The organism is Sphingobium sp. TB-6 (assembly GCF_012927365.1).
Taxonomy (GTDB): Bacteria; Pseudomonadota; Alphaproteobacteria; order Sphingomonadales; family Sphingomonadaceae; genus Sphingobium.
The window spans coordinates 1-7,438 of the sequence record NZ_JABBGL010000038.1; the positions used below are offsets into that span (position 1 = coordinate 1).

General features: G+C 52.0%; 11 protein-coding genes. 3 read left to right on the forward strand and 8 right to left on the reverse strand.

The annotated features are described in order from the left end of the window. Positions 1-160 precede the first annotated feature (160 nt). Entirely contained in the window at positions 161-496 is a 336-nt protein-coding gene (locus tag HHL26_RS23750) for a hypothetical protein (RefSeq protein WP_169576897.1), read from the forward strand. A 311-nt stretch (positions 497-807) separates the two neighbouring features. On the opposite strand, the gene HHL26_RS23755 is transcribed toward HHL26_RS23750, so the two are convergent. The 4 genes from HHL26_RS23755 to HHL26_RS23770 form a co-directional block, all read right to left on the reverse strand. Further along, positions 808-1,482 carry a recombinase family protein gene (locus HHL26_RS23755; protein WP_169576898.1) on the reverse strand — a complete coding sequence of 225 codons (675 nt, stop codon included), beginning with the start codon at positions 1,480-1,482 and terminating at the stop codon, positions 808-810. A 1-nt stretch (position 1,483) separates the two neighbouring features. Next, entirely contained in the window at positions 1,484-1,990 is a 507-nt protein-coding gene (locus HHL26_RS23760; RefSeq protein ID WP_169576899.1) for a hypothetical protein, read from the reverse strand. Between the two features lie 77 nt (positions 1,991-2,067). After that, positions 2,068-2,880: a hypothetical protein gene (locus HHL26_RS23765; RefSeq protein WP_169576900.1), complete on the reverse strand. Its 813-nt coding sequence runs from the start codon at positions 2,878-2,880 to the stop codon at positions 2,068-2,070. Positions 2,881-2,999: 119 nt separating this feature from the next. Then, the gene (locus HHL26_RS23770) at positions 3,000-3,542 is read right to left on the reverse strand and encodes a zinc ribbon domain-containing protein (protein WP_206377610.1); all 543 of its coding nucleotides are present in this window, start codon (positions 3,540-3,542) and stop codon (positions 3,000-3,002) included. Positions 3,543-3,647: 105 nt separating this feature from the next. Here HHL26_RS23770 and HHL26_RS23775 point away from each other — a divergent pair, with 105 nt between their 5' ends. Then, positions 3,648-3,890, forward strand: a complete 243-nt coding sequence (locus HHL26_RS23775; RefSeq protein WP_169576901.1) for a helix-turn-helix transcriptional regulator — start codon at positions 3,648-3,650, stop codon at positions 3,888-3,890. A 210-nt stretch (positions 3,891-4,100) separates the two neighbouring features. Beyond that, the gene (locus tag HHL26_RS23780) at positions 4,101-4,238 is read left to right on the forward strand and encodes a hypothetical protein (RefSeq protein WP_169576902.1); all 138 of its coding nucleotides are present in this window, start codon (positions 4,101-4,103) and stop codon (positions 4,236-4,238) included. 183 nt (positions 4,239-4,421) lie between these two features. Here HHL26_RS23780 and HHL26_RS23785 read toward each other — a convergent pair whose 3' ends face one another. The 4 genes from HHL26_RS23785 to HHL26_RS23800 all read right to left on the reverse strand — a co-directional run bounded on the left by HHL26_RS23785 (position 4,422) and on the right by HHL26_RS23800 (position 7,084). Beyond that, the gene (locus tag HHL26_RS23785; RefSeq protein ID WP_169576903.1) at positions 4,422-4,745 is read right to left on the reverse strand and encodes a hypothetical protein; all 324 of its coding nucleotides are present in this window, start codon (positions 4,743-4,745) and stop codon (positions 4,422-4,424) included. 187 nt (positions 4,746-4,932) lie between these two features. After that, positions 4,933-5,427, reverse strand: a complete 495-nt coding sequence (locus HHL26_RS23790) for a hypothetical protein (protein WP_169576904.1) — start codon at positions 5,425-5,427, stop codon at positions 4,933-4,935. A 209-nt stretch (positions 5,428-5,636) separates the two neighbouring features. After that, positions 5,637-5,912, reverse strand: coding sequence for a hypothetical protein (locus HHL26_RS23795; protein WP_240962583.1), 276 nt, complete (start codon positions 5,910-5,912; stop codon positions 5,637-5,639). A gap of 257 nt (positions 5,913-6,169) precedes the next feature. Then, positions 6,170-7,084 (reverse strand): hypothetical protein, encoded by a 915-nt coding sequence (locus tag HHL26_RS23800; RefSeq protein WP_169576905.1) that lies wholly within the window; start codon positions 7,082-7,084, stop codon positions 6,170-6,172. Positions 7,085-7,438: the final 354 nt, after the last annotated feature.

Sequence of the window (7,438 nt, forward strand, 5' to 3'; positions counted from 1 at the left end):
CGATCAACATCCCGTTCTCGCCAACTGATCAAAACCAGTCGGCCGACTAAATCCCCGGGATGAAGGGGTCCTTTTTGCACGCCGATCACCCCACGAAGGGGGTGCCTATTGCACGCTGATCCTCAGGTATTATGACAGGCTCCAGGACGGGATCAGTATAGTGGGGATGCAGACCTTGGAAGCCGCAGGCTATTGGTGGAGTGAGAGCTCGCCGGTCGATGTGCCATCACGCACGATCATCGAGGACTATCGAATATACGCGGCGGCCCATGGTTTTGCCTTCCGCGAACGGCAATTTTGCATCCAGTTGGGTCGTCTTCTTCCGCCTGGCTTTGGCTCCGCCCCGGTGAGGTCCAAGAGTCCTGAACTTCCATCTGTGCACAGAGCCTATCGATTTCCACCGCTGCACCAGGCGAGGACGACTTTCACCGAGAAAACTGGCTTGCTGTTCAACGATTCCGAAGCCTTGCCGCCCGACGATCCTGCAACCGAGTAACCGAAGTAAGGGGGGCTGGTCCCCCTTTATTTTGTATTCTTCAGTTCTATTCCCAAGTAAAATAGGGCGAACGTTAGGTTACAAAGTTACACCCGATTTCAGAAATTTTTTCGAGAAATCTGATGTGGTGGTCACCTGCCGACGAGGGGGCCTCCCCCCTATACCCCCTTCGTGGGTCCCCTGCCAAAGTCGCAGTTCACCTTACGCTAAAACGGGACCCGCCTCGCCAACGGGTCAAAAAATCGATCCAATTCGTCACTGTTGGCGCGTAAACTTCCGCCGCTACCCAGAACTGCCCCGGCTGATGCCCATCAAAGCGAGAGCCTTCGGGTACGGCGCACTTGCTCCTCGTACCAAGTACCTCCAGTTGGCGAGGGGATGCCTCGCCGGTTCAGGGCGGTCGCGATGGCCCGCGAACTATCAAGGCCTGACGTGACGATTTCCCTGATTGCGGGAGCCGCTGCGCGTGAATGCTGGTCGGCTTTCGCTCTTCGCCCCGCCGCACTAGCGGCGGCTCCTTCCCTATATGTACCGGCAAGAACCTCCCCGCCACGAGGGTTGCCCAGCCTAACACCACGGACCTTTGCCGCAGCAAGAGCCGCCTTTGTGCGCTGGCTGATCATCTCCCGCTCATGTTCAGCGATGGCAGCCAGCAGATGCAGCGTCAGCCGGTTAGCTTGCGGCATGTCGCAGGCGACAAAGTCCACACCCCCATCCATGAGGTTGGCGATGAAGGCGACGTTGCGGGCCAGCCGGTCCAGCTTGGCGATGAGGAGCGTCGTTTTATGCAAGCGGCATTCAGCCAAGGCGGCGATCAGCTGCGGCCTGCCTGCCTTGGTGCCTGACTCCACCTCCACATATTCAGTAGCCAACGTGTGGCCCCCGGCGCTGATATAGGCCGTAACAGCAGCGCGTTGCGCGTCCAGCCCTAAGCCAGACGCGCCCTGCCGTGCCGTTGATACCCGAAGATAGGACACGACCCGCATATCACACTTCCCCTGCCTTTAAGTCAGACACAGCAACACAAACGGGCGTTTGGGCTGCTGTGTCCGTCAGCGGTGACTGATCGGCCTGTTCGTCAGCGACCAGCACCAGGAATCCGTTGCGAATGGTTCCTGCCACCCAGCCTTGGCACCACTTTGGGTCTTTGGGCTGGGCTTTGGGATGGGGAAATACCGTATCAGCCATTTCTGCCAGAAGCGCGCGGCGCGTGATGGTTCCGTTCAACGCCACTATGGCACAGATTGAAGCCGTGACAGTGTTTGGGTTGGGGTTGAAACTGCCAACCCTTAGAACTTGCCCGCCAACGTCGCGGCTGGGTTTCCGATACCCCGCCTGCCGCCTTCTTGTTAAAAGGTTGCGGAGTTGGGCCTCATCGTCCTCGGTCCAATCAGATTTAGCGACCGTGGAGCTGTTCTGCTTGGCCGCTTCCTTCGAGCGCTTACCCTTGGCCGCCCGGCCAGGCTCTTGCTGCGAGCTATTCATCACTACCATGATTGCCTCCATCATGTTCTTGATTTGTTCATGATGGCAGGAGTGCAGAAAAATTAAAGTGATCTTGTAACCCGCGTCTATCTTTTCTGGGTAAGGCTTATAGGTATTCCTCCATCCCATGTAAGAAATAGGCAAAGAAGGTTTGATCTAATTTGCGTTATTTTGGTTCGATGCTCGAACGGTCGAGATATGGTTGGCGAATCATGAGTATTCAATACCGTTAAAAACGGAGAAATTAGTTCAGAAACTATCTCAAGTTTACCACTGTTTTTTAAAGAAATGGCATCTACGGGTTTCATTGGAAGAATTATTTCAGAATCTCGTGATCGTAAATTATCGAACGTCAAATATAGCTCTGACCAATCTGAACTGGTTACGCGCGCCTGGGCTCCATAGCCGTTTTGCCCCACATATTTTTTTAATGCGCCGGCTCGTTCCATGCCTAAGGATAATGACATGTCGTAATAGTAAGGCTCGAAAGGAATGTGAATTTTAATTTGTTGGTTGTCCATGTCATACGTTACATCCACTTTCTTTTTAATGATTATTTTCGTGCTTCCGATGTATGATGAAAACTTTGATAGATTTCTAGAGTTGAATGATTGTGTCGTTTCAAACTCGTCTTTACGGGATTCTTCCCAAGAACGAAACATACCAAGATGATTTTCCACAGATGGAATGTTCATGCGGTTGGCTAAATAATCATCACATGTTTTGACATTTGAAACGGCAGATTTGTATTGATCGGAAAACGAAGGTCTATTGATAGAAGGTGCAGTTCGAGCTTTATTTTTTACCGCTGATTGGGAAGGCGTCGAAGCGATCAATATACCAATGAGCAGCAATATCGCATTTCTGGATATGTTGGAAACAGCTCCGATAAATGGCATATTACCCCCTCCCACGTTGAGACGACGTGGACGTAATTTACATCATTTCTGTTACGAAACAATCGAAGATATTTACTCGCCTTCACGGTGATTTAAAGAAACCTTTAGTATTTATAAGCTTACTGTTGGAAGGCGACGCCAGTATTCGCGTTGACAATATAGCGAACCGTCCCGGTGCCGCCGCGATATTCGACGCATGTGACTTCATAAACGCTATCGCGCATTCGCAGCGGAGCTACGTTGGTCACACGCGCACAAAGATGCCCGTTAAGGTTTATAACGGTAGCAATGGCTTCGGCGGATTCTTTCTTGGACGGAAGCGGTTTGTAGGCGGCGCGCTCGGATTTGGATTTTGTCTTGGCCGGTCCGGTTAAATTCGCCTCTGCCGCCTCTACGACATTCTCAACAACAGCCGAATTCGCGACACCGACTTCGCCAGCTGGCCTCTCGGAACACCCGCCAATCTGAGAGATGCCGTAGATAGCTCCCCCGAGCAGCAGGAGGCCCAAGCACCCTATAAGAGCAGCCCTGCCTTCTTCTTCTTCCTGCTTCTGTTGGGCGGCGAGCGCAGCTGGCGTGTATTTGTAACCGCAATGCTTGCAGACCTTCGCATCTTTCTTGATGAGTTCTGCGCATTCGGGACATTTCTTTTCGTCAGCCATGACCCCCCTCTGGATAGCAATCTGACGACATATCAATACATCATTTTGGTGTAGAAACAATCGCTGGCGCAATCCGCTCACACGACTTTGTTGTAGGCGGTGGCGTTGCCCAAGGGCATTCACGATGATCGATATCGGAAACTGATCGAGCGCCTCATTGCTGCTCGGAAGGCGGCTGAATTGAGTCAGGCCACACTGGCGACAAAGCTGGGCAAACCGCAGCAGTTCGTTTCGCGCTACGAATTGGGTGAGCGACGGTTAGACATTGTTGAGTTTATCGATGTCGCAGGAGCCATTGGCATCGAGCCGTTGCAGGAAATTGCTGAAATTCACCCACTACGAAAGTAGCTCATTACGGCGAAATTGGGCGGCGGGCAACCGCCATCCCAGCAGCGCGCTACTTGGGAACAAAAAGGGACTCGACTCTTAATCAAAGTTCTGGAATCAATATACATGGTCTGAACGGCCGGGGAACCACAACGCCTTGTAGCGAGGAGGCGTGTGCGGCGTCTTCCGGGAGGGCGGACCAACCGCTCGGCTCATCAAAGGAGAAATCCAATGAGCAAGTCGAAGCATCAGCGGGGACGTGACTCGATCACTGGTCGTATCATTCCCATCGCAGAGGCCAATCGCCGTCCTCGCACGACGACGATTGAGACCTTTACGACTGACAAGAACGGTCGGCCGAAAAACTGATCCGTTCTTTTAGGCGCTAACGGGTCGCCGGGGTTCCTTTTTGAACCTCGGCGGCTAAGCCGTCAAATCGCTCTGACTCGATTTGTACACGGTTTGACTCGTGCGTCATCGCCCCTGAACCATAGCCACTCGCCTCGAGCAAACTGCACCAACCACCGCTATGGGTGGCGTGTCAGTTCGAAATTACTGCGCTCTGGATTTCAACTCACCGACGAGGGTAGAGGCTGCCGCTTCAACGTTGTCGATAGGATGGGCCGCGCAATAATTATCAATCCAATGATCGATACCCGCCCCCTCCACACCGCGCGCGATTTTTCTGCCATTGCGAGCGGAATCTATCCGAGCCATAGCGGTAATATACCCTGAGACCCAGGCAGCCTCGGGAAGGACACGGTTGGGTTCAGCGCGGCGGCGATCTATCCATTCGCCACATGACATCGAACCTTCGCCGAGGATGCTGTAGGCGAAGTGACTAGGCGTTGCCGCGAGCAGAAAAAGAGCAATCATGTTGGCTGAATATCACGTACTTTTCTCTTTGTAAGGGCGATGCCTCCGGACTTCGCTTCGTCTCCGCCAACATCGTGATGTACCGCAATATCCCAGCCGCAACGGTAATACCATTGGCTATCGCTCGAGCACATGCGTATCTAATGGGTACGAGGACCGAACCAGTGACTGATCTGTCTTATGATGCTCAATTCAATTTAAGTAGCGTATAGCTTTGGATCGGTCGATTTTTCACAAACGCGCGGCGCGGCTTTCCCTTCGCGTCGAGAAGCGGTTCGGCATTTATCGCGTTCTTAATGTACAATCCCAGGTACATATTTAATGGGCTTTTCTTCGGCATGCCGTTCTTCAAAATATCCTCATCTCCGATGAGATCGGCGTAAAGCTGTCGTGTTGAAGGGTCAGCCATCATGTCGTCGATGACGGTTAGCGTGAAATCCGCATTGAAGCGGCCTTCATCATGCACTTTTCGCGCAAAATCCTGGGCTCTTCCAAAAAGCTCTTCGGTCATTTCCAGTTCCTTTCGGCGCTCGTTGGGCAAATAGGGGTAAATTGACCTTTCGATCACGGATTGCATGAACGTTGCGGGATCGACGCCTTTGTCCGCCGCTGCTTTCTCTACAGCGCCATTCACATCGGTTTTCAGGCGTAGCGAAACCCGGACGGTGTTGTCAGTGGCCATGGGCATCCTTTCACATGGTGCGGTCAAATGTATAGCGATGCGTTATTGCTGTCAACATGGTGCGGCTTAATGTGAAATGATGAAGTAGTTCCGAATTTCCGCGGGACGGCCGACCGCTCCCGTTGCCAATGCGGAATGACGGCTTTGGGGTTCGCATCGTCGGTTAGCTGCCGTTGGCAATTATGGTGGACGTAGATTCCGCCGTAATGTCAATCGGGACTATCGCGATATTCCTTATGGAACAGCGCATGTGCGCGCTTAACGACCATCAACAGCGTCAGCAGGAAATGGGCGTAGAGGAACACCATCACCGACGGAATGACGCAGTTGTCGAACGACTTGATGAATGACAGCAGCGACAGCACCAACGCCACGCAGCAAACAAGAATGAGATAGGAAAGATTGGCGTTTAACTCGATCAACAGCTTCTTCCGATCCGCGAGCGTATCGGCCATCGAAGCCGCAACGCGCTTGTCGGACGGCATTTCCCACTTTCGCTGGAATATGGAGAACATCGCTACTTGAATGTTCAATATTAGTGCGATGAAGATACCAAAGAACGTGATTGAGATATTATATGCGTTCGTATCAAGTTTCATATGAAAATAATAAGATAATATAGCCAATATAATTGGCAAGGCGTAGAATATTGCTACGTCGATAAAAGAAGCGCGGTTGCTTCTGCTATCATATAGGGTATCAAGATGATCCCGAACGATAGATGAAACATTAATTTTCATGGCTATTTATTACTTATAATTTTGAAGAAATCTGAAAGTATTTTGTCGCATTGCGCCGTCAGGGAGCCGTATGTTGGATGGCCGTCCGCGCCGCGAACAATATCTTCGGTAATGTCGATGACGCCAGCGTTAGAATCGCTTCCAAATACGCCAACAGGGCGATACTTTCCGCCTATCTTTACGTCAGCGTAGACTTCCGAAAATTCGATCCCATCATGTAGGACTAGGCCAGCATCGTTTTTCCTCAACGCGCCGGTCACTTCGCCGAATGATCCGAGTATTTTGTTACGGTTCGTAGACATGCTGATTTCGAAGTTCACTTTATCTGGCACCCGCCTGCCAAGAAAACGGTCGGTTACGTCTTGGGGTGCGTTGCGCTTGATAAGGCGAAGCCGCCGAACTGGCGCTTTGCTATAGAGGCTACTACCCTCGCTCGGCAGCAGCTTTTGAAACTTCAGGATGTAGCCGGGGTTGAGCGCGGCAAATTCGTCTTGGGCCTGATCCATGACGAGTTTGATGCACGACCGACCTTGAAACGACTGGAACGCGGCGAAACAAAAGTCGGCTTTCTCCGGCCTCCAATATTCGTAGAACAGCGGAATTTCTTCAATATCATCGACCTTGCGGCGATAGTTTTTTGTTTTCGTCTTGCTATCTACGAAATTGCTTTCAAAGCCGAATGTTCCGTAATGCGTGTAGCCTTTGCTGTTTCCTACGCCGTTGTTCTCGCGCTCTTCGAAATACCAGCTACGTTCTTTTTCATCATTCTGGACGACGGAAGCGTGGCCAGCGACAAAATTCGTGAAGAACTTTGGAGGCTTGATGTTAAAACCGTTGTCGCTGAACGACAAAATCGCACGGTCGCCTTTCTTGTGCGCTGTAACCAAATATCCGCGCAGGCCAATCGCACTCGCCATTCTTACACCCCCGTTCGTTCTCTGCATGAAAGCAAGTTACGACGACAACTTCAATGACGTTTCGGTCAAGGCAGACCAAAGGAGCGGATTGTGTCTCAAATCTGCCCTCTATGACTAGGCTGGAATGACCACACGGGGTGGCGCATGATGGCCGCCATAGGTTTTACGAGGGGCGTCCCTCTGAGTTCGCTTGGTAACGAGCTAATGAAACTTGCCAAACGGGCGAGTGAACCGCCCCGGGATTGCCGGAGGCCATTTGGTTTAAATTATGCGGCCATGGGTGTTTCGTCCAGCATGGCGTAGTAGCGCTCCTCGGCTTCGGCAGGCGGGATGTTGCCAATGGGCGCGAGCAAC